This window comes from Coprococcus sp. AF16-5, from assembly GCF_003479365.1.
Classification (GTDB): domain Bacteria; phylum Bacillota; class Clostridia; order Lachnospirales; family Lachnospiraceae; genus Coprococcus; species Coprococcus aceti.
This window is the reverse complement of sequence record NZ_QUGZ01000003.1, coordinates 68,180-93,454: the sequence shown is the minus strand read 5'-3', so window position 1 is coordinate 93,454 and position 25,275 is coordinate 68,180. Positions and strand designations below refer to the sequence as shown.

General features: G+C 42.2%; 30 protein-coding genes. 29 read left to right on the top strand and 1 reads right to left on the bottom strand.

The genetic code is table 11. The features are described from left to right. Positions 1-14: 14 nt before the first annotated feature. The 25 genes from rplR (at position 15) to DWW70_RS08895 (ending at position 19,385) form a co-directional block, all read left to right on the top strand. Positions 15-383: a 50S ribosomal protein L18 gene (gene rplR, locus DWW70_RS09015; protein WP_022216651.1), complete on the top strand. Its 369-nt coding sequence runs from the start codon at positions 15-17 to the stop codon at positions 381-383. Between the two features lie 19 nt (positions 384-402). Continuing rightward, positions 403-912 carry a 30S ribosomal protein S5 gene (rpsE, locus tag DWW70_RS09010; RefSeq protein ID WP_015533792.1) on the top strand — a complete coding sequence of 170 codons (510 nt, stop codon included), beginning with the start codon at positions 403-405 and terminating at the stop codon, positions 910-912. 14 nt (positions 913-926) lie between these two features. Beyond that, entirely contained in the window at positions 927-1,109 is a 183-nt protein-coding gene (rpmD, locus tag DWW70_RS09005; RefSeq protein WP_004850147.1) for a 50S ribosomal protein L30, read from the top strand. Between the two features lie 21 nt (positions 1,110-1,130). Further along, positions 1,131-1,571 carry a 50S ribosomal protein L15 gene (gene rplO / locus DWW70_RS09000; protein WP_004850150.1) on the top strand — a complete coding sequence of 147 codons (441 nt, stop codon included), beginning with the start codon at positions 1,131-1,133 and terminating at the stop codon, positions 1,569-1,571. A gap of 1 nt (position 1,572) precedes the next feature. After that, positions 1,573-2,886, top strand: a complete 1,314-nt coding sequence (secY, locus tag DWW70_RS08995) for a preprotein translocase subunit SecY (RefSeq protein ID WP_022216652.1) — start codon at positions 1,573-1,575, stop codon at positions 2,884-2,886. Between the two features lie 123 nt (positions 2,887-3,009). Beyond that, positions 3,010-3,654 carry an adenylate kinase gene (locus tag DWW70_RS08990; RefSeq protein ID WP_022216653.1) on the top strand — a complete coding sequence of 215 codons (645 nt, stop codon included), beginning with the start codon at positions 3,010-3,012 and terminating at the stop codon, positions 3,652-3,654. 2 nt (positions 3,655-3,656) lie between these two features. Beyond that, positions 3,657-4,427 (top strand): type I methionyl aminopeptidase, encoded by a 771-nt coding sequence (gene map / locus DWW70_RS08985; RefSeq protein WP_015533796.1) that lies wholly within the window; start codon positions 3,657-3,659, stop codon positions 4,425-4,427. 99 nt (positions 4,428-4,526) lie between these two features. Next, entirely contained in the window at positions 4,527-4,745 is a 219-nt protein-coding gene (infA, locus tag DWW70_RS08980) for a translation initiation factor IF-1 (protein ID WP_004850160.1), read from the top strand. A gap of 89 nt (positions 4,746-4,834) precedes the next feature. Further along, the gene (gene rpmJ, locus DWW70_RS08975; RefSeq protein WP_015533797.1) at positions 4,835-4,948 is read left to right on the top strand and encodes a 50S ribosomal protein L36; all 114 of its coding nucleotides are present in this window, start codon (positions 4,835-4,837) and stop codon (positions 4,946-4,948) included. 248 nt (positions 4,949-5,196) lie between these two features. After that, positions 5,197-5,565 (top strand): 30S ribosomal protein S13, encoded by a 369-nt coding sequence (gene rpsM, locus DWW70_RS08970; protein WP_015533798.1) that lies wholly within the window; start codon positions 5,197-5,199, stop codon positions 5,563-5,565. A 45-nt stretch (positions 5,566-5,610) separates the two neighbouring features. After that, complete coding sequence (gene rpsK, locus DWW70_RS08965) at positions 5,611-6,006, top strand: 30S ribosomal protein S11 (RefSeq protein ID WP_004850165.1); 396 nt, start codon at positions 5,611-5,613, stop codon at positions 6,004-6,006. A 20-nt stretch (positions 6,007-6,026) separates the two neighbouring features. Beyond that, on the top strand, positions 6,027-6,620 hold the full coding sequence (rpsD, locus tag DWW70_RS08960; RefSeq protein WP_015533799.1) for a 30S ribosomal protein S4: 594 nt from the start codon (positions 6,027-6,029) through the stop codon (positions 6,618-6,620). 71 nt (positions 6,621-6,691) lie between these two features. Continuing rightward, complete coding sequence (locus DWW70_RS08955) at positions 6,692-7,648, top strand: DNA-directed RNA polymerase subunit alpha (protein ID WP_015533800.1); 957 nt, start codon at positions 6,692-6,694, stop codon at positions 7,646-7,648. 80 nt (positions 7,649-7,728) lie between these two features. Continuing rightward, a complete protein-coding gene (locus DWW70_RS08950) occupies positions 7,729-8,265 on the top strand; it encodes a bL17 family ribosomal protein (protein ID WP_015533801.1) in 537 nt (178 codons plus the stop codon). Positions 8,266-8,411: 146 nt separating this feature from the next. After that, a complete protein-coding gene (locus DWW70_RS08945; RefSeq protein WP_055273737.1) occupies positions 8,412-10,046 on the top strand; it encodes an ABC transporter ATP-binding protein in 1,635 nt (544 codons plus the stop codon). A gap of 10 nt (positions 10,047-10,056) precedes the next feature. Then, a complete protein-coding gene (locus DWW70_RS08940; RefSeq protein WP_015533803.1) occupies positions 10,057-10,857 on the top strand; it encodes an energy-coupling factor transporter transmembrane component T family protein in 801 nt (266 codons plus the stop codon). Between the two features lie 186 nt (positions 10,858-11,043). After that, positions 11,044-11,781, top strand: a complete 738-nt coding sequence (gene truA, locus DWW70_RS08935; protein WP_117874640.1) for a tRNA pseudouridine(38-40) synthase TruA — start codon at positions 11,044-11,046, stop codon at positions 11,779-11,781. A gap of 369 nt (positions 11,782-12,150) precedes the next feature. Then, positions 12,151-13,368 (top strand): iron-containing alcohol dehydrogenase, encoded by a 1,218-nt coding sequence (locus DWW70_RS08930; RefSeq protein WP_015533805.1) that lies wholly within the window; start codon positions 12,151-12,153, stop codon positions 13,366-13,368. A gap of 233 nt (positions 13,369-13,601) precedes the next feature. Continuing rightward, the gene (rplM, locus tag DWW70_RS08925; protein WP_004850178.1) at positions 13,602-14,036 is read left to right on the top strand and encodes a 50S ribosomal protein L13; all 435 of its coding nucleotides are present in this window, start codon (positions 13,602-13,604) and stop codon (positions 14,034-14,036) included. 18 nt (positions 14,037-14,054) lie between these two features. Next, a complete protein-coding gene (rpsI, locus tag DWW70_RS08920) occupies positions 14,055-14,450 on the top strand; it encodes a 30S ribosomal protein S9 (RefSeq protein WP_004850181.1) in 396 nt (131 codons plus the stop codon). Between the two features lie 103 nt (positions 14,451-14,553). Next, entirely contained in the window at positions 14,554-15,738 is a 1,185-nt protein-coding gene (locus DWW70_RS08915) for a cation diffusion facilitator family transporter (RefSeq protein WP_055146501.1), read from the top strand. A 240-nt stretch (positions 15,739-15,978) separates the two neighbouring features. Continuing rightward, entirely contained in the window at positions 15,979-16,776 is a 798-nt protein-coding gene (locus tag DWW70_RS08910) for a transporter substrate-binding domain-containing protein (protein ID WP_015533807.1), read from the top strand. A gap of 51 nt (positions 16,777-16,827) precedes the next feature. Further along, a complete protein-coding gene (locus DWW70_RS08905; protein WP_004850185.1) occupies positions 16,828-17,514 on the top strand; it encodes an amino acid ABC transporter permease in 687 nt (228 codons plus the stop codon). 187 nt (positions 17,515-17,701) lie between these two features. After that, entirely contained in the window at positions 17,702-18,481 is a 780-nt protein-coding gene (locus DWW70_RS08900; RefSeq protein WP_004850188.1) for an amino acid ABC transporter ATP-binding protein, read from the top strand. A 370-nt stretch (positions 18,482-18,851) separates the two neighbouring features. Continuing rightward, a complete protein-coding gene (locus tag DWW70_RS08895) occupies positions 18,852-19,385 on the top strand; it encodes a hypothetical protein (protein ID WP_117874575.1) in 534 nt (177 codons plus the stop codon). A gap of 195 nt (positions 19,386-19,580) precedes the next feature. On the opposite strand, the gene DWW70_RS08890 is transcribed toward DWW70_RS08895, so the two are convergent. After that, complete coding sequence (locus DWW70_RS08890) at positions 19,581-20,015, bottom strand: cupin domain-containing protein (RefSeq protein WP_238051488.1); 435 nt, start codon at positions 20,013-20,015, stop codon at positions 19,581-19,583. Between the two features lie 291 nt (positions 20,016-20,306). Between DWW70_RS08890 and DWW70_RS08885 the strand changes: the two genes are divergently transcribed. The 4 genes from DWW70_RS08885 (at position 20,307) to malQ (ending at position 25,224) form a co-directional block, all read left to right on the top strand. Beyond that, positions 20,307-21,644, top strand: a complete 1,338-nt coding sequence (locus DWW70_RS08885; protein ID WP_117874576.1) for an ABC transporter substrate-binding protein — start codon at positions 20,307-20,309, stop codon at positions 21,642-21,644. 266 nt (positions 21,645-21,910) lie between these two features. Next, positions 21,911-22,753: a carbohydrate ABC transporter permease gene (locus tag DWW70_RS08880; protein ID WP_117874577.1), complete on the top strand. Its 843-nt coding sequence runs from the start codon at positions 21,911-21,913 to the stop codon at positions 22,751-22,753. Continuing rightward, complete coding sequence (locus DWW70_RS08875) at positions 22,753-23,646, top strand: carbohydrate ABC transporter permease (RefSeq protein WP_117550678.1); 894 nt, start codon at positions 22,753-22,755, stop codon at positions 23,644-23,646. Before DWW70_RS08880 ends, DWW70_RS08875 begins: the two co-directional genes overlap by 1 nt. Before the next feature lie 78 nt (positions 23,647-23,724). Beyond that, positions 23,725-25,224, top strand: coding sequence for a 4-alpha-glucanotransferase (gene malQ, locus DWW70_RS08870; RefSeq protein WP_117874578.1), 1,500 nt, complete (start codon positions 23,725-23,727; stop codon positions 25,222-25,224). Positions 25,225-25,275 lie beyond the last annotated feature (51 nt).

Sequence of the window (25,275 nt, the reverse complement as noted above, 5' to 3'; positions counted from 1 at the left end):
AGGAGTGAGATAAGATGATTAATAAAGAATCAAGAAGCGCAATTCGTGTAAAGAAGCATATGCGTGTTCGTAATCGTTTAGCTGGAACAACAGAGAGACCACGTTTAGCTGTATTCAGAAGTAATAATCATATGTACGCTCAGATTATTGATGATTCAGTTGGTAAGACATTAGTAGCAGCATCTACAACAGAGAAGGCTATTAAGGATGAGCTTGAGAAGACAAATGATGTTGATGCAGCAGCTTACGTTGGTAAGGTTATTGCTGAGAGAGCACTTGAGAAGGGTATCAAGACTGTTATCTATGATAGAGGCGGTTTCGTATACCACGGTAAGGTTCAGGCATTAGCAGATGCAGCGAGAGAAGCTGGTCTGGAATTCTAGTAAGGAGGAAGAACAACGTATGAAGCGTGAAATAATTGATGCAAGTAAGTTAGAGTTAGAAGATAAAGTTGTTGCCATCAAGCGTGTAACAAAGGTTGTTAAGGGTGGACGTAATTCTAGAGTTGCAGCTCTCGTAGTTGTTGGTGATAGAAATGGCCACGTTGGCGTTGGTGTTGGCAAGGCAGTTGAGACTCCAGAAGCTATCCGTAAGGGTAAGGAGGATGCTGCAAAGCATTTAGTTACAGTTCCTGTAAATGAAGTTGGTAGTATCCCTTACGACTGGAATGGACAGTTCGGCAGTGCTTCAGTTCTTCTGAAGACAGCTCCAGAAGGTACTGGTATCATCGCTGGTGGTCCTGCTCGTAGCGTACTTGAGCTTGCAGGATATAAGAACATCCGTACAAAGTCCTTAGGATCAAACAACAAGCAGAACGTAGTTCTTGCAACAATCAAGGGCCTTACAGAGATCAAGAACCCAGAGGATATCGCAAGACTTCGTGGAAAATCTGTTGATGAGATACTTAACTAAGGAGGTATTAGAAGATGGCAGATAAGTTAAAGGTAACTTTGGTAAAGTCCCCTATCGGTGCTGTACCAAAGCATAGAAAGACAGTAGAGGCTCTTGGACTTAAGAAGGTTAATAAGTCAGTAGAGCTCCCAAATAACGCTGCAACACTTGGAATGGTTAAGCAGGTAAGTTATATGGTAAAGGTTGAGGAAGTATAAGAGAAGGAGGATACGCAGATCATGGATTTATCTACATTAAAGCCGGCTGAAGGCTCAAAGCACAGTGCTAATTTCCGTGTAGGCCGTGGACATGGTTCAGGAAATGGCAAGACTGCAGGTAAGGGACATAAGGGTCAGAAGGCACGTTCTGGATCACCTAGACCAGGTTTCGAAGGTGGACAGATGCCATTATATAGACGTCTTCCTAAGAGAGGCTTTAATTGCATCAATCACAAAGAGATCGTTGCAATCAATGTATCAGCTCTTGAGAGATTCGAGGATGGCTCAGACGTAACTGTTGAGACATTAGTAGAGGCAGGTATCATTAAGAATCCTCGTGATGGAGTTAAGATTCTTGGAAATGGAGAGTTAACTAAAAAGCTCAATGTTAAGGCTAATGCTTTTTCAAAGTCAGCAGCTGAGAAAATTGAAGCTCTTGGCGGAAAAGCAGAGGTGATGTAATATGTTCAAAACCTTAATCAATGCATTTAAGGTACAGGATATACGAAGAAGACTTTTATATACGTTCTTCATTCTCGTGGTAGTCAGACTTGGTAGTCTGATTACCGTTCCGGGAATAAGTGCGGATGCAATAAGAGAGTACATGCAGAATGCACTCGGTGATTCACTGAACATCTTCAGTTCATTCACCGGAGGATCGTTCGAGCAGATGTCGATCTTTGCATTGTCGGTAACACCTTACATTACAGCTTCCATCATCATACAGCTTCTCACCATTGCTATACCGGCTTTGGAAGAACTGCAGAAAGACGGAGAAGATGGTAGAAAGAAGATCACCGCTATCACAAGATATATGACAGTAGGTCTTGCTATTCTTGAGAGTGCTGGTCTTGTAGTAGGATTTGGAAACAAGGGAGTCATTGAGAATTATAACTTCTGGACAGTTCTTTGCATCGTAGTCATTCTTACGGCAGGAAGTGCTATAGTAATGTGGCTTGGCGAGAGAGCAACAGAGAAGGGTGTTGGCAATGGTATATCAGTAATCCTTTTGATCAACATTGTTTCAACAATGCCAAATGACTTCAAGAATTTATACACACAGTTCATGAAGGGCAGAGACTTTGTAAGATTTACACTTGTAGGACTCATTATCCTTGCAGTTGTAGTTATTACAGTAGTATTTGTATGTGCACTTCAGGGCGCAGAGAGAAGAATTCCTGTACAGTATGCCAAGACAGTAAGAGGAAGAAAGACGATGGGCGGACAGTCCTCTCATATTCCACTTAAGGTCAATACTGCAGGTGTTATTCCGGTCATCTTTGCATCATCCATACTGTCTGTTCCACAGATCGTAGTGAATCTGTTCAACATCAAGACATCTGGTGTAGGAGCAAAGATAATCCAGGGTATGAGTCAGGGCTACTGGTTTAACAGATCTTATCCTTGGGCATCGATCGGTTTGATCGTATATATTTTACTTGTGTTCTTCTTCGCATATTTCTACACAGCGATCACATTCAATCCAATGGAGATTGCCAACAATATGAAGAAGAGTGGCGGTTTTGTCCCTGGTATAAGACCTGGACAGTCAACACAGGATTACCTTAATAAGATTTTAAACTACATCATATTTATAGGTGCTGTAGGACTTATCATAGTAGCATGTATACCAATGTTCTTCAGTGGTTTCTTTGGAGCAAATGTTTCATTTGGAGGAACATCACTTATCATCGTTGTAGGTGTTGTTATAGAGACAATTAAGAATATTGAGTCACGTATGCTGGTAAGGAACTATCAGGGATTCCTTTTAGACTAAAATATGACGTGGCAATAAACACGAATGGGAGTGTGCCGTATAGTACACTTCCTATTCGTGTATTATAGAGAGAATAGTATTTGATAAGAATGGGAAACGTTCAAAAAAATGGAGGTTGAATATATGAAGATAATCATGTTAGGCGCACCGGGCGCAGGCAAGGGAACACAGGCAAAGATGATCGCTGCAAAGTACGGCGTACCACATATCTCAACAGGAGATATATTCAGAGCGAACATAAAGAACGGCACAGAGCTTGGTGCAAAGGCAAAGGAGTACATGGATAAGGGACTTCTTGTACCAGATGAGCTCGTTGTCGACTTGGTAATAGATAGATTCAAGGCTGATGACTGTGCAAAGGGATATATCCTTGACGGATTCCCAAGAACTATCCCACAGGCAGAGGCACTTGACAAGGCACTCTCAGCAATCGGCGATTCAGTTGATTACGCTATCAATGTTGAGGTACCTGATGAGAATATCATCGAGAGAATGTCAGGCAGACGTGCATGTGTAGGTTGTGGAGCAACATACCATATCGTATACAACCCAACAAAAGTTGAGGGCAAGTGTGATGCATGTGGAGCTGATCTCATCCTTAGAGACGATGATAAGCCAGAGACAGTAGAGAAGAGACTTAATGTATATCATGAGCAGACACAGCCTCTCATCGATTACTACAAGGCAAAGGGCATCCTGAAAGAGGTTGACGGAACCGTAGATATGAAGGATGTATTCGCTGCTATCACTGATATATTAGGTGAGTAAATATGAAGGGTATTTCCATAAAATCCCAGGAAGAGATTGAGCTTATGAGAGAGGCTGGAAGAATTCTGGCGATAACTCATGAGGAGATGAGAAAAGCATTGAAGCCGGGAATGACCACATATGATATAGATAAGCTCGGTGAAGAGGTTATCAGAAGTTATCACTGTGAACCATCATTTCTGAACTATCAGGGATATCCGGCGTCGGTGTGTGTATCTGTAAATGATGAGGTGGTACATGGAATTCCATCAAAGAACAGAGTGCTTCAGGATGGAGATATAGTAAGTCTTGATGCCGGTGTTATCTATAAGGGTTACCATTCAGACTCAGCCAGAACATATGGAGTTGGCGAGATATCTGATATGGCAAAGTATCTCATAGAGGCAACGAAGCAAAGCTTCTTTGAAGGACTGTCAGCGGCCCGTGCGGGAAATCATGTGCGGGATATAGGAATAGCGGTCGAGTCCTATGCCGATGAGTGTGGACTTGGAGTTGTTGTCGATCTGGTGGGACATGGAGTTGGAAAAAATCTTCATGAAGAGCCGGAGGTCCCAAACTTCGCAACAAGAAGAAGAGGACCGAAGCTGAAAGCAGGAATGACGATAGCGATAGAACCGATGATCACACTTGGCGATTACGAAGTGAAGTGGATGCCGGATGGATGGACGGTCGTCACCGCAGACAAATCACTGGCGGCACATTATGAGAATACAATACTTATAACAGATGGAGAGCCTGAGATACTTTCAAGGGCCGATGGAATTGAGCTGTAGATGTGATATCATATGTCGTCGTTCGTAAGCACGATGACATATTCATTATATCATGGAGAACTCATAAGTTGATTTATATATATAGGAGGATTTTTGAAAATGTCAAAAGCAGATGTAATTGAAGTAGAAGGAACAGTAGTTGAGAAACTTCCAAATGCCATGTTTCAGGTAGAACTTGAGAATGGACACAAGGTTCTTGCTCATATAAGTGGAAAGCTGAGAATGAATTATATAAAGATTCTTCCTGGCGACAAAGTTACAATAGAGTTATCACCATACGATCTTACCAAGGGAAGAATCGTTTGGAGAGATAAATAATAAAAAAATGAATTTCCCTATTGCATTTTATCAATGAAAATGATAGAATGCTAATTCGTAGCGGACTTTTTTTGAAAGGAGAGTTTCTAATGAAGGTTAGAGCATCAGTAAAACCTATCTGCGATAAGTGCAAAGTTATCAAGAGAAAGGGAATCGTTAGAGTTATCTGCGAGAATCCAAAGCACAAGCAGCGTCAGGGTTAATCAAAAAAGGAAAAGAAGTATATGGATGATAGCCCATCCGGAAGTATACTTATTTTCGTGCGTCAGTACATATATCTAATGTACTGTATTATTTAAAAGCGGCTGTGGCATACGTAGATATGCCAATACAATTATAGAAATATACAACTTAGTTGAAGTTTGCGGTGTATGCATTTCACCCCATAGCGTGTGCTATGGGATACATTTGTGGATTCAGCTTAAAAGAAGATTTTACGGAGGTTATTATAATGGCTCGTATTTCAGGTGTTGATTTACCAAGAGAGAAACGTGTTGAAATTGGTCTTACTTATATCTATGGTATCGGACTTCCTTCATCACAGCGTATTCTTAAGGAAGCAAACGTTAATCCTGATACACGTTGCGCAGATCTGACTGACGATGAGGTTAGAAGACTCAGCGAGGTTATCAAGGCAACTCAGGTAGTAGAGGGAGATTTACGTAGAGAGATAGGCTTCAATATTAAGCGTTTACAGGAGATCGCTTGCTATCGTGGTAAGCGTCATAGACAGGGACTTCCTGTTCGTGGACAGAAGACTAAGACTAACGCTAGAACTCGTAAGGGTCCTAAGAAGACTGTTGCTAATAAGAAGAAGTAATATTTATAGAATATATTTGTAAAAAACCATAGGAGGTTTAGGCTAATGGCTAAGCAGGCAACTAAAAAAGTGGCTAAGAAGCGTGTCAGAAAGAGCGTACAGCACGGACAGGCTCATATTCAGTCATCTTTCAATAATACAATTGTTACATTAACAGACGCTGAAGGCAATGCGCTTTCATGGGCAAGCGCTGGTGGATTAGGATTTAAGGGTTCTAAGAAGTCAACTCCATATGCTGCTCAGATGGCTGCAGAGACAGCCGCAAAGGCTGCTGCACCTTACGGACTCAAGACAATCGACGTATTTGTCAAGGGACCAGGTTCAGGAAGAGAGGCTGCAATTCGTGCACTCTCAGCATGTGGTATAGATGTAGTTAGTATCAAGGATGTTACTCCGGTTCCACATAACGGATGTCGTCCACCAAAGAGAAGAAGAGTTTAATTAGAGGAGGTACAAACAAGATGGCAGTAGATAGAACCCCAGTTCTTAAGAGATGCAGATCTTTAGGCATGGAGCCAATGTATCTCGGAATAGACAAGAAGTCAAATAGAAGACCAAACAGATCAAATAGAAAGCAGAGCGAGTATGGACTTCAGCTCCGCGAGAAGCAGAAGGCTAAGTTCATTTATGGTGTACTTGAGAAGCCTTTCCGTAACCTTTATGCAAAGGCTGAGCAGCAGAAGGGATTAACAGGTCCTAACCTCATGACATTACTTGAGCTTAGACTTGACAACATCATCTTCAGATTAGGCTTTGCAAGAACAAGAAGAGAGGCTAGACAGATCGTAGATCACAAGCACGTACTTGTAAATGGCAAGTGTGTAAACATCCCTTCATACTCAGTTAAGCCAGGCGATAAGATCGAGATCAGAGAGAAGAGCAAGTCTCTTCAGAGATACAAGGATATCATGGCTGCAACAGAGGGTGTTCTCGTACCAGGTTGGTTAACAGCAGACAGAGATAACCTCGCAGGTGAAGTTGTAGAGAAGCCAAGCAGAGAGCAGATCGATGTTCCTGTAAATGAGACTCTCATCGTCGAGTTATATTCTAAGTAAGATTTGTTCTTTATTTATACATTTTGTAACTTGGAGTGTAGCATTTTAAAACCCGTAAAGGAGGGGCTTAGATGTTTGAGTTTGAAAAACCAAAAATCGAGATCGTTGAGACTTCAGATGACAACAAATATGGCAAGTTTGTAATCGAGCCTTTAGAGAGAGGTTACGGTATAACACTTGGTAACTCACTTAGAAGAATAATGCTTTCTTCATTACCAGGTACCGCTGTAAGCCACGTTAAGATAAAGGGTGTTTTACACGAGTTCAGCTCAATACCAGGTGTAAAAGAGGATGTTACTGAGATAATAATGAACATCAAGAATGTCGTTATCAAGAATAACTCAGATACATTTGAGCCAAAGCAGGCATACATCGATGTTGTTGGTGAGCGCGTTGTTAAGGCAGGAGATATCAAGGTTGACGGAGATATAGAGATCGTAAATCCTGATCTTGTAATCGCAAACCTTAGTGGTCCGGACGCAAAGCTTGAGATGGAGCTTACAATTGTCAACGGACGTGGATATGTAAGCCTTGACAAGAACAAGGAAGCAGATGCACCAATTGATGTCATCGCTATTGACTCAATCTTCACCCCTGTTGAAAGAGTAAACCTTACAGTTCAGAATACACGTGTTGGTCAGGTTACTGACTATGATAAGTTAACTCTTGATGTATATACAAACGGAGCTCTTGCTCCAGATGAGGCAGTAAGTCTTGCTGCAAATCTTCTGGTAGAGCACTTGAAGCTGTTCGTAGATTTATCAGAGAACGCACGTCTTGTAGATGTTATGGTTGAGAGCACAACAGACGAGAAGGAAAAGGTTCTTGAGATGAATATCGATGAGCTCGAGTTATCAGTTCGTTCATACAACTGTTTGAAGAGAGCTGGCATCAACACAGTTCAGGAACTTATAAACAAGACACCAGAGGATATGATGAAGGTTCGTAACCTTGGTCGTAAGTCACTGGATGAAGTATTAGCTAAGCTTAAGGAGTTAGGCTTATCACTTAATCAGAACGAGGACTAATAGCAGTTCCCGTATACCACTCAAGCTGAATAATAGTAAGCACAGTGAAGACCCGCAAAGGGTATAGGAGGATAATTAAAATGGCAAAGTATAGAAAGCTTGGAAAAGCAAGCGCACAGAGAAACGCATTACTTCGTAACCAGGTAACTCAGTTACTGTATCATGGAAAGATCAAGACAACAGAGGCAAGAGCTAAGGAAGTTGTTAAGATCGCAGAGAAGCTCATCACTTTAGCAGTTGCTGAGAAGGACAACTACGATGAGGTTACAGTTCAGGCTAAGGTTGCTAAGAAGGATAAAGATGGCAAGAGAATCAAGGAAGTTGTAGACGGTAAGAAGGTTACAGTATACGACACAGTTGAGAAGACAGTTAAGAAGGATCAGCCTTCAAGACTTCATGCCAGAAGAGAGATGCTCAAGGTTTTATATCCAGTTGTTGAAGTTCCTACAGATGCTGCTGGTAAGAAGGCCGGTACTAAGAAGATCGACTTAACACAGAAGTTATTCGATGAGTATGGTACAAAGTACGCAGGACGTAAGGGTGGTTACACAAGAATCATCAAGATCGGTCAGCGTAAGGGTGATCAGGCTCTTGAGGTTATTCTCGAGTTAGTATAATCGATTGATAGATTGATATTATACAGATAAATAAACAGGGCTGCAGTACATAGACGTATTAGTTTACGTTCGTGTACGGCGGCCCTGTTTTTTAATAAAATTTAGTGAAATATAGAAAGATTTCATTGATATAGATTGGAAAGATTATGAGCTTCATAAATGTAAAAGGACTATCTCATAAATTTAATATAAAGGACAAAGACGGCAATAAGATAGGGGAGAACTGGGCAATAAAGGATGTAGATTTTCTTGCCGACAAGGGGGAGATAATCGCGATCCTTGGCAGAAACGGTTCAGGGAAGTCTACGTTTGCAAGACATTTGAATGGACTGCTTGCACCGCATGAGGGGTCGATAGTCATAGGTGGAAAAGATATGGCGGAGATGGGAGAGCTTACATCCGTCAGACGACAGGTAGGAATGGTGTTTCAAAATCCCGATAACCAGATAGTCGGCAACACCCTCGCTGAGGATATAGGATTTGGGCTGGAGAATCTTGGCGTCTCCAGCGAAGATATATGGAAGAAGATAGATGAGATGCTGGAGCTCACAGGGCTCACAGCCTATAAGTATGCCAATACGTCAAGAATAAGCGGTGGACAGAAACAGCGGCTTGCAATCGCATCGTCCATGGCGATGACTCCGGATTGTATAGTGCTAGACGAGGCGACATCCATGCTTGACCCGCAGGGAGCAAAGGATATGCTGGAGCTTGTGCAGAGATTGAACAAAGAAAAGAAAATAACCGTAATAATGGTGACTCACAGGATAGCTGAGGCACTTATGGCGGATAAAGTATACATATTGGATAATAGCAGGATCGTGGCAGAGGGTACACCTGGAGATGTATTCACAGATGTTGACCGGCTTAAGAGCTATGGACTGGAGATACCGGTTGATATGAAGCGTAGGGCCGGAATACCGATCGATATCTGCTATAAATATAAGAACAGGCATATGGATATAAGCAGCGATATGAACAATGCGCAGAGTAATCATGCTGAGGATGAGAAGACTGCAGATAATTCAGAAAAATGTATAGTTGAGCTTCAGAATGTATCATATTCGTATGTGAATGGAAATGAGTCATTTCAGGCGCTTTCTGATATAAACATCAAGATATATGAAGGACAGGTTGTCGCTGTAATAGGGCAGACCGGCTCGGGAAAGAGTACACTGCTTCAAATGATAAATAAGCTGATAGTTCCACAGAGTGGCAAGGTATATCTGTATGATACGGATGTGCAGAGTGTAAGGAATATCAAGGATATCCGCAGGAGGATAGGGTATGTATTTCAGTTCCCTGAGTCCCAGTTGTTTGAGAATACGGTGCTCAAGGATGTAATGTATGGCCCGATAAACTTTGGAATGTCAAAGAGAGAGGCTGAGGATGCTGCCAGAAAGGCGCTTGAGTTGGTGGGAGTACCGGAGAAATATGCGGAGTATTCTCCATTCGAATTGTCCGGTGGTTTGAAAAAGAGGGTGGCAATAGCGGGAATACTGGCATATGAGCCAGACGTATTGATCCTTGATGAGCCTGCATGTGGGCTTGACGGAGAGAGCCGGGAGCAGTTATGGAATCTCGTCAGAAAGCTCAACAGAGAGAAAAATGTGACGATCATACTGGTATCCCACGACATGGAGGATGTGTATGAGATGTCAGAGAGGATTCTTCTTATGGAGCATGGAAGGATAGTGTATGATGGAGGGACAGGTGAGTTTTTTGAGGACAGGAGCTTACTTGAGCGGTACGGTATAGATGTTTCCGGGTGCCCGGAATAGGAGATTTACTATGATACGAGATATTACAATAGGACAATATTACAGTGGCAATTCTGTGATACATAGAATGGATCCGAGAACAAAGCTTGCAATAACATTTCTATATGCCATATCGCTGTTTCTTTGCAAGGACTGGATCATGATACTTGCCGCAACGGCATTCCTCTGTATATATGTGGCGGTGAGCAGGGTGCCGATAACATACATTTGCAGGGGACTGAAGGTCATATGGATGTTTATTCTGTTTACAGCAATATTCAGCGTGTTCAACGGGGACGGACGGGTACTTTGGAGCTGGCACAGACTTCGCATAACAGATAACAGTGTGATGACTACGGTGCTTGTGGTTATACGCCTTGTATACCTCATAATAGGCTCATCTGTCATGACGTACACTACAAGACCGATGAATCTGGCAAATGGACTGGAGAGCAGTCTGGGATTCTTGAAGAAAATAAAGGTTCCGGTGTCTGATATGGCCATGATGCTTATGATCGCATTGCGATTTATCCCGATATTTATGGAGGAGCTGGATAAGATCATGAAGGCACAGCTTTCCAGAGGTGCGGACTTCGAGAGTGGCAATATATTCAAGAGGATAAAGAGTTATGTACCTGTATTTGTACCATTATTTGTATCGGCGATAAGGAGGGCCACAGATCTTGCCCAGGCCATGGATGCCAGATGTTTTGACGGCAGCGAAGGCAGGAGCCGCATGAATCCGTTAAAATACAGTGGAACAGACTATGTAAGTTATGCTATAGTGTTGGTGTATCTGGGATGCATGATAGTATACAGATGTGTGATGTAGGAAATCCTGCAATCTTATTTCGGGATACATGCGCACTTCGGGATCAAAAGTCGTTTGTATATAGATTTGTTTTAAATATTACAGAGTCAATGACGATCGGGCTTGATTAAGAATTGGAGCGTAATTCAGATACATCGATAATATAGAAAAGGATACGGATGTGTCAGATACATCCCTAGTATGAATATGAAGAGAGTAAAATTGATCGTAGCCTACGATGGAACAAATTATTGCGGATGGCAGGTCCAGATAAATGGAATAACTGTGGAGGAGGTCCTGAATAAGACTCTCAGCGAACTCTGCCACGAGAATATAAAGGTGATAGGAGCTAGTAGGACGGATTCCGGAGTGCACGCCCTGGGAAATGTGGCGGTATTTGATACTGAATCAGGGATACCAGGAGAAAAGTTTTCATTTGCGCTTAATCAGCGGCTTCCGGAAGACATAAGGATACAAGAGTCCTGCCAGGTGGCGGACGATTTTCATCCGAGATACTGTGATACGATCAAGACATATGAATACAAGATATTAAACAGAAGATTTGATATGCCGACGGAGCGTCTTTACTCGACATTCGTCTATTATCCGCTTGATATAGATAAGATGAAACGAGCTGCGGCTGTTCTGGTAGGAGAGCACGATTTCAAGAGCTTCTGTTCAACAAGATCACAGGTAGAGAATACAGTCCGTACAATAACAGATATAACCATAGATAAAGTTGGTGATATGATACATATAAGGATAAGCGGAAATGGTTTCCTGTACAATATGGTCCGTATCATAGTGGGAACTTTGATGAAGATAGGCCTTGGAATCTGGCCAGAGGACTGTATGGAGTCAATACTTGCGGCGAAGGATAGGACGAAAGCAGGACCGAAAGCCGAAGCAAAGGGGCTTACTCTTGTGGAGATAAAATATCTGTAAACGTAAACGGCTGTAGACGTATAATATTTGCCGGGATAAGATAAAATTGCTAATAATATATTGGCAGTTCATAAAACAGCGTGGTTATATTTTGTATATAATAATTTGGAAAAGTGGACTTGAAATAATCTAGAAATAAGAATGAAAAGTGGAAAACATCTAGCAAAACAGTGGAAAATAGATGAAAAACATTGTGTGAAATGCACAAAAAATAATGAAAACAAGAGCCAATCATGTTATAATTACATTGAAATGCTGATACATGACGGATATGTCAGGAATTGTTTCGAAGTGTTCGGAATATTTCAAGGTGTTTCAGTGAAGATAACATGATTGGCTTTTTTTATTTTGATTTTAGGAGGGCAAACGATGGCAAGATTTACATTACCAAGAGATTTATATCACGGAAAAGGTGCTTTGGAGGCACTCAAAACATTCAAGGGTAAGAGAGCTATGGTCTGTGTTGGAGGCGGATCCATGAAGAGATTTGGATTCCTTGACAGGGCAGTTCAGTACCTTGAGGAAGCTGGAATGGAAGTTAAGTTATTTGAGGGAATTGAGCCAGATCCTTCAGTAGAGACGGTTATGAAGGGTGCAGCAGCCATGCTTGAATTTGAGCCAGACTGGATAGTGGCCATCGGCGGTGGTTCACCTATAGATGCAGCAAAGGCTATGTGGATAAAGTATGAGTATCCTGATGCGACATTTGAGGATATGTGTAAGGTATTTGGAATACCTGAACTTAGAAAGAAAGCTCATTTCTGCGCTATTTCTTCAACATCAGGAACTGCAACAGAGGTTACCGCGTTCTCGATCATCACAGATTATGAGAAGGGAATCAAGTATCCGATAGCTGATTTTGAGATTACACCTGATGTTGCGATCGTAGATCCTGAGCTGGCAGAGACCATGCCTCAGAAGCTGGTTGCTCACACAGGTATGGATGCCATGACACATGCAATCGAGGCTTATGTATCGACAGCAAACTGCGATTTCACAGATCCACTGGCACTTCATGCCATCAAGATGATCCAGAATGATCTGGTTGGATCATATAACGGAGACATGGAGAAGCGAGACGCAATGCACAATGCACAGTGTCTTGCAGGTATGGCATTCTCCAATGCGCTTCTCGGAATAGTTCATTCGATGGCTCACAAGACCGGAGCAGCATTTGCTGACTATGGCGCACATATCATCCACGGAGCAGCAAATGCAATGTATCTGCCAAAGGTTATAGCTTTCAATGCAAAGGATGAGACCGCAAAGGTTCGTTACGGAGAGATAGCGGACTTCATGGGACTTGGCGGTGAGACACTCGACGAGAAGGTAGACCTTCTTATTGCGTATCTGCGCAAGATGAATGACGAGCTGAACATTCCTCATTGTATCAAGAATTACGGATCTGACAGCTATCCATGTGAGCAGGGCTTTGTTCCGGAGGACGTATTCCTTGAGAGACTTCCTGAGATCGCTGCAAATGCGATACTTGATGCATGTACAGGCTCCAACCCAAGACAGCCAAGCCAGGAGGAGATGGAGAAGCTGCTGAAGTGCTGCTACTATGACACAGAGGTGGATTTCTAAATAAAAGATAGTATTTACAGACAGAAGAATGAATGATAATATGGTATCCGGCGGTGCACATGTATCGCCGGATATTTTTGTTGAAAAAATAGTTGACAACAAAATGTAATTATAATATACTTGCAAAGTATGCGAAGTTTATAAGTGTGTTTCGAACCAATGCCCCGGTAAGGAATGTGCTGAATATACATTAGTAAAGAAGATTATAAAAGAATAATTTAGGAGGTACCACGATGAAGAGCTTTATGGCAAGCCCATCAACAATAGAGAGAAAGTGGTATGTAGTTGACGCTACAGGACATACTTTAGGTCGTCTTGCATCAGAGATCGCAAGCATTTTAAGAGGAAAGAACAAGCCAACATATACACCACACATTGATACAGGTGATTATGTAATAGTAGTAAACGCTGACAAGATCCAGGTAACTGGTAAGAAGTTAGATCAGAAGGTATACTACAACCACTCAGATTATGTAGGTGGTATGAAAGAGACAACTCTTCGTGAGAAGATGGCTAAGAAGCCAGAGGATGTTATCTACCTTGCAGTTAAGGGAATGCTTCCAAAGGGACCACTTGGCAGAGAGATGATCACAAAGCTTCACGTATACGCTGGTGCAGATCACAAGCATCAGGCACAGAAGCCAGAAGTATTAGAGATTAAGTACTAAGAAGGAGGAGATTAACAGATGGCTAAGACAACAAAGTTCTATGGAACAGGAAGAAGAAAAAGCAGTATCGCCAGAGTTTACATCACTCCAGGTACTGGTAAGATCGTTATAAACAAGAAGGATATGGATGAGTACTTTGGCCTTGATACACTCAAGGTTATCGTAAAGCAGCCACTCGTTGCTACAGGCACAGAGGGCAAGTACGATGTACTCGTTAACGTATGTGGTGGTGGTTTCACAGGTCAGGCTGGAGCTATCAGACATGGTATTTCAAGAGCACTCCTTGAGGTTGATGCTGAGTACAGACCAATCCTTAAGAAGGCTGGATACCTTACAAGAGATCCAAGAATGAAGGAGAGAAAGAAGTACGGTCTCAAGGCCGCTCGTCGTGCTCCACAGTTCTCAAAGAGATAATTATATATCATTTCAGATATATCAAGAACCCGCAGAAGTCCAACGCTTTTGTGGGTTCTTTTTTTCAGAACTTTTGAGATTCAGATTAGGAGGAACAAAAGATATGGTGACATTATTGTCGAAGTTGTGGATCAAATCAGATAATTATAAGGATAGCAAGGTGAGGGAGAAATATGGTGTTCTTTGCGGAGCTGTTGGTATATTTTTGAATGTATTATTGTTTCTGGGAAAATTCTTCGCTGGATTACTTTCGGGTGCCATCTCGATCACGGCGGATGCGTTCAACAATTTATCAGATGCAGGAAGCTCGTTTATATCTATGATAGGCTTTAAGTTATCTGGCAGAAAACCGGACCCGGATCATCCGTTTGGACATGGAAGAATAGAGTATATATCGGGCTTATTTGTAGCAGTCATGATCATATTGATGGCCTACGAGCTTATTAAAGATTCAATCGGAAAGATCCTACATCCGGAACTTCCAAAATTCAGCAGTCTAGTTGCCGTTATACTCGTTGTTTCAATTGGAGTAAAGATATATATGTATTTCTACAACAGGAGTATAGGCAGAAAGATAGAGAGTGCGACCATGATAGCGACGGCGAAAGACAGTTTATCTGATACATTTTCCACAATGGTTGTTCTTGCATCTGCACTTGCTGCTCATTTCTGGAAAATACCTATAGATGGATATTGCGGGTTATTGGTGGGCGTAATGATACTCATAGCTGGCATCACTGCAATGAAGGATACGGTCAGCCCCTTGCTTGGTCAGGCACCGGAACCAGAGCTTGTGGACGAGATCGAGAAGATCGTGAGGTGTGATAAAAGGATCCTTGGTATTCATGATCTTGTGGTCCATGATTATGGACCTGGCAGACTTATGGTTAGTCTGCACGCAGAAGTTCCTTATAAGGAAGATATTCTTGAACTGCATGATCTGATCGATCAGATAGAATTCTCTCTCAGAAAAAAATTAAATTGTGAGCCTGTCATTCACATGGATCCGATAGTAGATGACGATGAGGAGACAAATGCTGCGAAAGCGCGGATCACTGAAATTATAGAATCACTTAATAAGGATAGCAGAAAAAATGAAAATGTTCAGTTTCACGACTTTAGAATGGTAAAGGGTTCAACACATTCCAATCTGATTTTTGATGTGGTTTTGCCACATGGATATCAAATGTCAGAAGAACAGATAATATCCTATATCAAGGAAAAAGTTAGTGAGTACAATAAAAATTACTATTGTGTGATACATATTGATAGAGCATATGTAAAATAATTCCAGATGGTGAGCATCCTGACCACAGAATAGTAAGACCTTCTGTGGTTATTATTATTACATAATACATAATACATTTACAGGCATTTCCTCAATCTTAGGTTTGACTTTACCATGATAAACTGTTACTATGTTACCGTGTTATGCCCTAATAGGGCTTATATATCATGCAGATGCCCGGTGTAGTGTGTTTCATGCATCTGCCAAGTATATTTAAGGATATTTCAGGAGGAAAGAAGTATGAAAAAGTTATTATCACTGCTCTTAGTGGCAGCAATGGGACTTTCACTGGTTGGATGTGGCGGATCTGATAACGGATCTAAGAGTGAGTCAAAGAGTGATCTGGAGTATGTAAAGGATAAGGGAACTCTCGTTGTCGGCGTTACAGACTTCGCACCGATGGATTACAAGGATGAGTCAGGCAACTGGATCGGATTTGACGCAGATATGGCATCAGCATTTGCAGAGAGCCTTGGCGTAAAGGCAGAGTTCGTAGAGATAGACTGGGATAACAAGATCATGGAGCTTGACGGCAAGACCATCGACTGTGTATGGAATGGTATGACACTTACAGATGAGGTTACAAGCTCAATGGCATGTTCAGATGCATACTGCAACAATGCTCAGGTAGTTATCGTGCCAAATGATAAGGCAGACAAGTATCAGACAGTAGACAGCATCAAGGAGCTTACATTTGCTGTAGAGGCAGGAAGCGCAGGCGAGGATCAGGCCAAGGCGCTTGGTCTCAACTATACAGCGGTAAAGGCACAGGCAGATGCACTCATGGAAGTTGCAGCTGGAACATCAGATGCAGCAATCATTGATTCGCTTATGGCAGCAGCTATGGTTGGTGAGGGAACAGGTTATGACAAGCTCACATATACCGTAGGTCTCAACAGCGAGGAGTATGGCGTTGGCTTCAGAAAGGACTCAGATCTTGTAGCTGAGCTCAACAAGTTCTTTGCAGACAGTAAGGCTGACGGTTCAATGGAGAAGTGTGCTGAGACATATAAGGTACAGGCTGCACTTGCAAAGTAATAGATAAGATATAATTAGTATTTTTACCATCACTTAGAGAGAAAAATTATTATGGATTTGTTTTTTGAACAGCTCCCGGTCGTACTTGGAGCTCTTAATACAGGATTTATACAGACATTAAAATTGTTCTTCGTGACATTGCTCGGTGCATTTCCACTTGGACTTCTCATAGCACTCGGTTCCATGTCAAAGTTTAAACCGCTCAGCTATCTTATGAAGTTCATTGTATGGATAGTGAGAGGTACACCACTTATGATACAGCTGCTCATCATATATTATTTCCCGGGACTTGTATTCCACAACCCGGTATGGGGCGGCGGCGAAGGCGGAAGATTTGTAGCGGCATCGGTGTCATTCATAGTGAACTATGCCTGCTATTTCTCAGAGATTTACCGTGGAGGTATTCAGGGTATTCCTGTAGGACAGGAGGAGGCCGGACTTGTGCTTGGCATGACTCCAAAGCAGATATTCTTCAAGGTCAAGCTTTTGCAGATGATAAAGAAGATAGTTCCGGCGATGTCCAACGAGATCATAACTCTGGTCAAGGATACGTCCCTTGCCCGTATCATCGCACTTCAGGAGATAATCTGGGCAGGACAGGCATTCATGAAGGGTTCACAGGGAATCTCTGGTGCGATATGGCCACTCTTCTTCTGCGCATTCTACTATCTGATATGGAATGGCGTACTCACAGTTTTACTTGGCAAATTAGAGAAGAAACTTGATTTCTTTAGATAGGAGGAGCCGCTATGAACGCAGTTCATACTCGGAATCGGCTCCGACGACCTGCCCCACTGCGGAGCAGAGGGGCGATACAGATTAATAGGAGGAGCCGCAATGAACGCAGTTCATACTCGGAATCGGCTCCGACGATCTGCCCCGCTGCGGAGCAGAGGGGCGATACAGATTAATAGGAGGAGCAGCTATGGCTATATTAGAGGTTGAACATATAAAAAAGAAGTTTGGCAAGACAGATGTGCTCAAGGATATAAGCTTTTCTCTGGAGCAGGGCGAGGTCCTTTCTATCATAGGATCATCAGGAAGTGGAAAGACAACACTTCTTCGCTGTCTGAACTTTCTGGAGATGCCGGACAATGGAGTTATCCGTGTAAATGATGAAATCCTGCTTGACACTGACAAGCCGGAGACACTCAAGGAGTCGGAGGTGCGCAAGAAGAGACTGCATTTTGGACTTGTGTTCCAGTCATTTAATCTCTTTCCACAGTACACTGCGCTTCAGAACGTAATGCTTGCAAGAGAGCTTCTTGCAAAGGAGAGACCGGATTTCAAAGTAAATAAGAAGAATATACTCGACGAGATAAGAGTCCAGGCAGAGGAACTTCTACGCCAGATGGGACTTGAGGACAGAATGAACAACTATCCTCACCAGCTTTCCGGAGGACAGTGTCAGCGAGTTGCCATAGCAAGGGCGCTTGCGTTGCAGCCGGACATCCTGTGTTTCGATGAGCCTACATCGGCTCTTGATCCGGAGCTCACAGGAGAGGTACTTAAGGTTCTCAGAAACCTTGCAGACAAAAAGACAACCATGATAATTGTTACCCATGAGATGGCATTTGCAAAGGATGTTGCAAGTCAGGTCATATTCATGGATGATGGATATATACTTGAGCAGGGAAGACCTGACCAGGTATTTGACAATCCGAAGATGGAGAGGACAAAACAATTTCTTTCATCATATTCATAAAAGATGTATAAGATCCCGGTGTATCGAAAAAATGATGCACCGGGATTTTCTGTTTATATAAAAAATAATCACTAAAAATCTGAAAAACCGTCTGAAACTATACTATACAAAATTTACAAAACAATAATAAGAAACAAGGCAGCAATTCTCCCCCATATATAAATGAAATAAGAAACATAGGCATGGCAGATAGGGATGCCATCTACCCCATGCACAAAAAAACAAGAAAATGACATATCGGAGGTCTACCCAGAGGGATAAAAAAATCTACCCAGACGTTGAGTAAAAAAAGGTCAGTGTGTACTATTGGATATACCGTACGGAATACAAAGCATGACATTAAAAATTTGTTTTACAGGAGGAGAACATTATGCCATTAACAAGAAAAACAACAGGTGTAGAAAAAACAAAAAGAGAAACAGGAAGTATTGATAAGGTCAGAATAAATGATGGTCGTGTACAGGTACTGACCAGCGAGGGTAAAATATATGTTTTTGATAAACGAGAGGTATGCACTGTTACAAATATATCACTCAGTGTAAATGAAAGACCGGTAAATGCCAGCTTTGAGAATTCAGGGTATGGGACATCGACCAATGCTATCCGTTTTCAGAGATACCCGATAGTGGAATTTGTCAATCTTGCGCCGGAAACAGTGAAGAACTATATGAAGTCAATATTGATGGAGTCCGTCCTGGATCTGTCTGACGTTAAGGTGATGCATTCATATAAGTGGGGGGACAATGAGCCGCATCTCTATATGCCAGATGATTGGGACGATGGAAGAATATATGCTAAACTGAGCGATGAAGAAGCAGACAAAGCCGATGAATATGACATAGACTATGTGGAAGATGGATATGAGGACGATTGGTATGAAGAGGAAGAGGATGAGAATGAGTAGGAGAAATGTGATCTCATGATTGAAATGTGATACAGTTTTTCCAATGCAGTGATGACACAGAGAAAACAATAAAGTATAGTAGAAGCAGCAAAGACACTAAATGCCGCTTGCCCAATATCAGACGGGCAGGCAGAATTTGGTGTCTTTTTTATTTGATTCTATAGTGGCATCTACTTCATGTCGCAGGAAAAGATACTAGCAATCCATTCCCATAGCCCTGGCTTTGGTGGTCTGTGTCTCTCCCCTGGGATGATGTGGTGGGGCGTATATGGATGAGAGTTTCAGTGGATTATTGCCAATGTTGATGATGTTGTGCCATGTGCCGGCTGGTATACAGACGCATTCTCCTGCACAAAGATTCTGACGGAAGCACAGTTCGTTTGGGCAGCAGCCCATTCTGACTGAACACTGTCCCTGTTCGATCCGGATGATCTGATCGGTATTATCATGGATTTCCAAACCTACGTCTGAGCAGGCAGGTATACACATGACTGTCATCTGCATGAAACAGCCGGTCCACACGGTTTCGCGGTAATTGTGGTTCTGTAACGCTTTATCCCGGAGGTCTATAGTGCAGATGTTGTCACGACAGTCAGGTCTGTTCGGAGAACAATGGTTGTTGCATTTCATAGGATAGTCCTTTCAGATTTAATAGTTCTATTTATAGTATTCAGAAAGGATAGAATATGACAAAAATTATACATTTTTATGTAACCTGGATTGTGAGCTATGTGAAAAAATGCAAAAAGTGATAAAAAAATTGAAAATAGTATTGACATTTTGTACATAAACAACTAATATAAGATATATCAAATGGAAACGGTTCCAAAAACGTTTCCGAAAAAACAAAGTAACCATTAAGCAGCTCGTATAAGAGATGACTGAAGGAAAAATTTTTATTATTTTATGGGAGGAACCAATATGAACAAGAAAGGTATTGCGGCACTTGGACTGTCACTTATGATGGCAGGTACCATGTTGACAGGATGTGGCTCAGGAGATTCAGATGGAGCAGGAAAGAAGGCAGATGCAAAGGGCTCTGTATATTATCTGAATTTCAAACCGGAGCAGGATGCACAGTGGCAGGAGCTTGCTAAGGTGTACACAGAAGAGACTGGCGTTGATGTGACGGTAGTTACAGCGGCTTCTGGTCAGTATGAGACTACTCTTAAGAGTGAGATGGGTAAGTCAGAATCACCTACCCTGTTCCAGGTAAATGGACCGGTTGGTCTTGCTTCCTGGAAGGACTATTGTTATGATCTTGGATCATCACAGGTGTATAAAGAACTCACTTCTGAGGACTTTGCACTTAAGGATGGCGATAAGGTCGCAGGAATCGGATATGTTATAGAGTCATACGGAATCATTTACAACAAAGAGCTTTTAAGCAAAGCTGGATACACAGAGGATGATATCAATTCATTTGCAGACCTCAAGAAGGTGGCAGAGGATATAACAGCCAATTCAGACAAATTAGGATTCTCAGCATTCACATCAGCTGGAATGGATGGCTCATCAGACTGGAGATTCAAGACACATCTTGCAAATCTTCCAATCTACTATGAATACAAGGCTGATGGAATCGATACTACAGATGCGATCAAGGGTACATATCTTGATAATTACAAAAATGTATGGGATCTGTACATCAACAACTCAACAACCGATCCAAAGCAGCTCAGCACAAAGACTGGTGATGATGCGGTTGCAGAGTTTGTTTCAGGACAGGCAGTATTTTATCAGAATGGTACATGGGCATACGCAGATGTATCATCACTTGGCGATGACAACCTCGGAATGCTCCCTATCTATATAGGAGCAGATGGTGAGGAGAATCAGGGACTCTGTACAGGAAGTGAGAATTACTGGTGTGTAAATGCTAAGGCTTCAGAGGAAGATATCCAGGCAACTCTTGACTTCATGGAGTGGTGTGCTACAAATGACACCGCACTTAAGGCAATCTGTGGTTCAAAGGGCGCTATGCCATCAGGAGCCGATGGAATGGGATTTGTAACACCATTCAAGAAGAACCTTGAGTCAACAAACCTTCTTGTAAACATCGCAAATGAGTATGTAGCAGAGGGCAAGACACCTGTAAGCTGGAACTTCACAACAATGCCATCAGAGCAGTGGAAGAACGACCTTGGATCAGCACTTACAGCATATGCGGCAGATCAGACAGATGCCAACTGGGATCTTGTAAAGAGCGCATTTGTAGATGGATGGGCTAAAGAGGCTGCTGCAGCAAAGTCAAAATAAAACATATTAACAAATAAACAATAGTACACAACCCAAAAATAAAAAAACATCACAAAATAAAACCAACTTAAAATATGAATAAAGTTCTGCAAGCTGCAGGACACCAGGAAGGCTAACAGCTTTGCAAAGGCAGCTCATACCCAGAGGTGTCAGACTAGAGATGGATATGTATTCATATGCAAATATGTCTACATATCCATTTTTAGACTCAGAAGATATTGGAAAGAAAATTGATATGCAACAGAGTGGAGGTTATCAAAAAAATTATGGAGAAAACGATAAAAAGATATTGGCCGGTGTTTCTGATACCGACAATGGCTGCGTTTCTAATAGGATTTATCGTGCCATTTGCCGAGGGAATATATCTGTCCTTCTGTAAGTTCACGACCATAAGGGACGCTGAATTTGTAGGATTTCAGAATTATATAGACGCATTCAAGGACTCAACATTCCCGGATGCATTTAAGTTTACAACATTATTTGCGATTGTCACACTTGTGCTTATAAATGTTCTTGCATTTCTTGTGGCACTGGCACTTACACAGAAGATCAAAGGAACTAATATATTCAGAACGGTATTCTTTATGCCGAATCTTATAGGTGGTATCGTACTTGGATATGTATGGCAGCTTATATTCGATGCCATATTCTCAAAGTTTGATACAGCCCTGAAGCTCAATGAAGTCCTCGGTTTCTGGGGATTGGTTATACTGGTGTGCTGGCAGCAGATAGGATATATGATGATCGTTTATATTGCAGGACTTCAGGCAATTCCTGAAGACATTCAGGAAGCAGCCATGATTGATGGTGCAAATAGAACACAGAGACTTTTCAGGGTTACGATCCCGAACATGATGCCATCCATAACTATATGTACATTCCTCACAATAACCAACTCATTCAAACTGTTTGACCAGAACCTGGCACTCACAGGAGGCGAGCCACTCCATAAGACAGAGATGCTAGCGCTCAATATATATGAGACGTTTTATGGAAGAGTAGGATATGAGGGAGTAGGTCAGGCCAAGGCAGTCGTATTCTTCATACTGGTAGTAGCGATAGGACTCATACAGCTTAAGATTACAAGATCAAAGGAGGTGCAGCAGTAATGGCGAAGATACAGAAAACAGCAAATACAGCGGATAAAAAGCCTGTATACAGAGTGAAAGAAAAACCAACGTTGACGGGAATTCTGGCTACTTTATTCTTTACCATTATTTCCATAATATTTGTTTCACCGATAATAATCGTAATTATAAACTCGCTGAAAGCCAAGACGTTTATCAGTCTGGAGACATTTGAACTGCCAAATGAGCACAGCTACATAGGCTTGGACAATTATAAAACGGCTATAACACAGTATGATTTCATTAAGGCAGTGGGCTGGACAGTTGTGATAACGGTTCTCTCAGTAGTGGCAATTCTGCTGTTCTGCTCTATGACAGCTTGGTATATAACCAGAGTCAAGAATATAGCGACAAAGATCATATATCTGCTCTGCGTGTTCTCTATGGTAATACCTTTCCAGATGGTTATGTTTACTCTGGCTGGAACTGCGGATGCACTTCACCTTAATACTCCATGGGGAATCGTGATCGTGTATCTTGGATTTGGAACAGGTCTTGCAGTATTCATGTTCTGCGGATTTATCAAGTCCATTCCTTTGGAGGTCGAGGAGGCTGCGATGATAGATGGATGTACGCCGCTCAAGACATTTTTCAGGGTTGTTATCCCTATCATGAAACCTACTTACATATCTGTAGGAATACTTGAGGCTATGTGGATATGGAATGATTTCCTTCTGCCATATTTGGTACTCGACATCAAGAAATACAAGACGATATCTATAGTTGTCCAGTATATGAAGGGCAGCTACGGAAGAGTAGATATGGGAGCGATCATGGCGTGCCTTGTTATGGCTATCATTCCGGTTGTTGTATTCTACCTCTGTGCACAGAAGTACATCATCAAGGGTGTTGCAGCTGGTGCTGTAAAGGGATAGTAATATAATATTATTATAAAAAACAGGCGGTTGTGAGATTCGCAGCCGCCTGAAATTGGTTAAAAGGAGAGATTTCAGATGGAAAGATCAGCAGGAATACTGCTTGCTATATCAAGCCTCCCGTCAAAGTATGGAATTGGCAGCTTCTCAAAAGAGGCATATCGTTTCGTTGACTGGCTTAGGTCTGCACACCAGAGTTACTGGCAGATACTTCCCATGGGTCCCACCGGGTATGGGGATTCGCCGTATCAGTCATTTTCGACATTTGCTGGAAATCCATATTTTATAGATCTTGATACACTTGTGGATCAGGGACTGCTCACAGACCGCGAGTGCAGAGAGATAGACTGGGGCGACGATGGCAGATATGTGGATTATAGAACAATATATGAAGGAAGATATCCAATCCTGAGAAAATCATATGAGAGATGGAAAATGACTGACAGCATGGAGTTTTCCATGTTCATGGATGAGAACAAAGAGTGGATATATGATTATTCACTATTTATGGCTGTAAAGGATTCGCTTGGTGGAATTCCGTGGACAGAGTGGCCGCAGGATATAAGAAACAGGCAGCCTGATGCGGTGCAGCAGATGCAGATTAAGCTTGCGGATGAGATACATTTTCAGCAGTACATGCAGTATTTGTTTTATACTCAGTGGAATGCACTAAAGAGCTATGCCAACAAGAACCATATAAGGATCATAGGAGATATCCCAATCTATGTAGCTATGGACAGCGCAGATGTATGGGCACACCCGGAGCTTTTCAGGCTTGATGAGGACAGGCGACCATACGAGGTTGCCGGATGCCCGCCTGATGGGTTTTCGGAGACCGGACAGCTGTGGGGAAACCCAATATATGACTGGGAGCTGAACAGGCAGACCGGTTACAGCTGGTGGATAGCCAGAATGAGACATAGCTATAAACTTTATGATGTAGTCCGGATTGATCATTTCAGAGGCTTTGATGAATATTATGCCATTCCATATGGTGAGGAAACAGCTGTGAATGGCAAGTGGAAAAAGGGCCCTGGGATGGATCTGTTTAGGAATATAGAAAAGGCTCTGGGTAAGAGAGATGTCATTGCCGAGGATCTTGGTTTTGTGACTGATTCGGTCAGAAAGCTTGTGCATGATTCCGGATTTCCGGGAATGAAGGTTGTGGAGTTTGCCTTTGATGTGAGAGACACCGGGGCGGCATCTGATTATCTTCCACATAATTACATACGAAATTGTGTTGTATATACGGGAACCCATGACAATGAGACCCTTATTGGCTGGTGGAGCAGTATAGATCAGAGATCCAGAGACATGGCAAGGGATTATATGGCAGCTCATTATACACCGGACCGTCTGATCAATGTCCCATTTATCACGCTTGCTATGAGAAGTATTGCAGATCTTTGTATTATACCGATGCAGGATTATTTGGGGCTAGACAATAAATCGAGGATGAATAAGCCATCCACAGTTGGCGATAACTGGAGGTGGCGCATGATATCCGACGATACGGATGATGATCTTGCAGAGGAAATAGGCAGACTTACACTGATGACCGGGAGAAGCAAGATGTGAAAAAGTACTCTCTAAAAATATTTACCGGGAAATGATAAGTAGAGTATTTTC

Excerpts from the sequence above, each read along its gene's own strand:
- DWW70_RS08900 (WP_004850188.1), top strand. The coding sequence starts at position 17,702 with ATGGCTATATTAGAGGTTGAACATATAAAAAAGAAGTTTGGCAAGACA.
- malQ (WP_117874578.1), top strand. The coding sequence starts at position 23,725 with ATGGAAAGATCAGCAGGAATACTGCTTGCTATATCAAGCCTCCCGTCA.
- rpsK (WP_004850165.1), top strand. The coding sequence starts at position 5,611 with ATGGCTAAGCAGGCAACTAAAAAAGTGGCTAAGAAGCGTGTCAGAAAG.
- map (WP_015533796.1), top strand. The coding sequence starts at position 3,657 with ATGAAGGGTATTTCCATAAAATCCCAGGAAGAGATTGAGCTTATGAGA.
- DWW70_RS08930 (WP_015533805.1), top strand. The coding sequence starts at position 12,151 with ATGGCAAGATTTACATTACCAAGAGATTTATATCACGGAAAAGGTGCT.
- rpsD (WP_015533799.1), top strand. The coding sequence starts at position 6,027 with ATGGCAGTAGATAGAACCCCAGTTCTTAAGAGATGCAGATCTTTAGGC.
- DWW70_RS08915 (WP_055146501.1), top strand. The coding sequence starts at position 14,554 with ATGGTGACATTATTGTCGAAGTTGTGGATCAAATCAGATAATTATAAG.
- infA (WP_004850160.1), top strand. The coding sequence starts at position 4,527 with ATGTCAAAAGCAGATGTAATTGAAGTAGAAGGAACAGTAGTTGAGAAA.
- DWW70_RS08955 (WP_015533800.1), top strand. The coding sequence starts at position 6,692 with ATGTTTGAGTTTGAAAAACCAAAAATCGAGATCGTTGAGACTTCAGAT.
- rpmJ (WP_015533797.1), top strand. The coding sequence starts at position 4,835 with ATGAAGGTTAGAGCATCAGTAAAACCTATCTGCGATAAGTGCAAAGTT.
- DWW70_RS08885 (WP_117874576.1), top strand. The coding sequence starts at position 20,307 with ATGAACAAGAAAGGTATTGCGGCACTTGGACTGTCACTTATGATGGCA.
- DWW70_RS08895 (WP_117874575.1), top strand. The coding sequence starts at position 18,852 with ATGCCATTAACAAGAAAAACAACAGGTGTAGAAAAAACAAAAAGAGAA.
- DWW70_RS08890 (WP_238051488.1), bottom strand. The coding sequence starts at position 20,015 with ATGAAATGCAACAACCATTGTTCTCCGAACAGACCTGACTGTCGTGAC.
- secY (WP_022216652.1), top strand. The coding sequence starts at position 1,573 with ATGTTCAAAACCTTAATCAATGCATTTAAGGTACAGGATATACGAAGA.
- rpmD (WP_004850147.1), top strand. The coding sequence starts at position 927 with ATGGCAGATAAGTTAAAGGTAACTTTGGTAAAGTCCCCTATCGGTGCT.
- rpsE (WP_015533792.1), top strand. The coding sequence starts at position 403 with ATGAAGCGTGAAATAATTGATGCAAGTAAGTTAGAGTTAGAAGATAAA.
- DWW70_RS08905 (WP_004850185.1), top strand. The coding sequence starts at position 16,828 with ATGGATTTGTTTTTTGAACAGCTCCCGGTCGTACTTGGAGCTCTTAAT.
- rpsI (WP_004850181.1), top strand. The coding sequence starts at position 14,055 with ATGGCTAAGACAACAAAGTTCTATGGAACAGGAAGAAGAAAAAGCAGT.
- DWW70_RS08950 (WP_015533801.1), top strand. The coding sequence starts at position 7,729 with ATGGCAAAGTATAGAAAGCTTGGAAAAGCAAGCGCACAGAGAAACGCA.
- DWW70_RS08945 (WP_055273737.1), top strand. The coding sequence starts at position 8,412 with ATGAGCTTCATAAATGTAAAAGGACTATCTCATAAATTTAATATAAAG.
- rplO (WP_004850150.1), top strand. The coding sequence starts at position 1,131 with ATGGATTTATCTACATTAAAGCCGGCTGAAGGCTCAAAGCACAGTGCT.
- rplM (WP_004850178.1), top strand. The coding sequence starts at position 13,602 with ATGAAGAGCTTTATGGCAAGCCCATCAACAATAGAGAGAAAGTGGTAT.
- DWW70_RS08880 (WP_117874577.1), top strand. The coding sequence starts at position 21,911 with ATGGAGAAAACGATAAAAAGATATTGGCCGGTGTTTCTGATACCGACA.
- rpsM (WP_015533798.1), top strand. The coding sequence starts at position 5,197 with ATGGCTCGTATTTCAGGTGTTGATTTACCAAGAGAGAAACGTGTTGAA.
- truA (WP_117874640.1), top strand. The coding sequence starts at position 11,044 with ATGAAGAGAGTAAAATTGATCGTAGCCTACGATGGAACAAATTATTGC.
- DWW70_RS08875 (WP_117550678.1), top strand. The coding sequence starts at position 22,753 with ATGGCGAAGATACAGAAAACAGCAAATACAGCGGATAAAAAGCCTGTA.
- DWW70_RS08910 (WP_015533807.1), top strand. The coding sequence starts at position 15,979 with ATGAAAAAGTTATTATCACTGCTCTTAGTGGCAGCAATGGGACTTTCA.
- rplR (WP_022216651.1), top strand. The coding sequence starts at position 15 with ATGATTAATAAAGAATCAAGAAGCGCAATTCGTGTAAAGAAGCATATG.
- DWW70_RS08990 (WP_022216653.1), top strand. The coding sequence starts at position 3,010 with ATGAAGATAATCATGTTAGGCGCACCGGGCGCAGGCAAGGGAACACAG.
- DWW70_RS08940 (WP_015533803.1), top strand. The coding sequence starts at position 10,057 with ATGATACGAGATATTACAATAGGACAATATTACAGTGGCAATTCTGTG.